The 765-nt window shown below is 52.8% G+C and carries 1 protein-coding gene; it reads right to left on the reverse strand.

The features are described from left to right. Positions 1-183 precede the first annotated feature (183 nt). A partial coding sequence (locus tag AC1RPQ_RS07660) for a hypothetical protein (protein WP_481762209.1) occupies positions 184-765 on the reverse strand: 582 nt, incomplete at its 5' end.

A 765-nucleotide genomic window follows, 5' to 3' on the forward strand; every position in this document is an offset into this window, starting at 1 on the left:
GATATAGCCGCTGCTGAGGCCACCCTCTTCACCCAAATCATGATCAGTTATGAACGCGGGCGCGTCGTAACTTGACCAATCACCTTCGATGCGTGTGCCTTCTTCGAATACGGCAGTGATGCGATGGAGACTACCACCCCAGCTACCCTCTTTAAATTCGTGAACCAGCTTCATTTTCAACCTTTACAAAAGAGTTTTCAGTTTGGCAAAAAGACGCTGCACTTGCGATTCGGAGAAACCGAAGTAGGTGCGTGCCCGTTCAAGGTAGCGATCGTACGGCATGGACTCCACACTAAGCGTATTGTCGCGCCGCAAGAACTCGGAGAACCCAGCATCGTGGTGACCTGCGCATATCAGAAGGAAGCGCTGTACGTCAGGGCGCATCCCGCCTGATTCCGCTACCTGAACAAGGGTCGTGAGCGCATCGCGCAGACCACTCATGTACTGGTCTGGTGCCTCCATATTCGACAGAGCTTCGGTACTCACGATCCGCGACTCGAACTGCCCTTTCTCGGCACCAGCCTGAAGCCGTTGGCGCGCGGGGTTCGTGTGGTACGTGATTAGGGTCTTCCCAGTATTACTAATCGTGGTTTTAGCCACGTTCGTAATGTGGAGCACGGAATCAAAACGTGGGAACTTTAGATAAATGGCGCGGAAAGCGGCAGTTACCATCTCCCCCCTCAAATCGTCGCGCTTCAAATCAAAGGCGGGGCGCATCAGAAACTTCATCTTCTTGTTCATGAATTTCCCGATATAGCCAGACCT

Source organism: Dellaglioa sp. CoH-57-MRSF-21 (assembly GCF_056781915.1).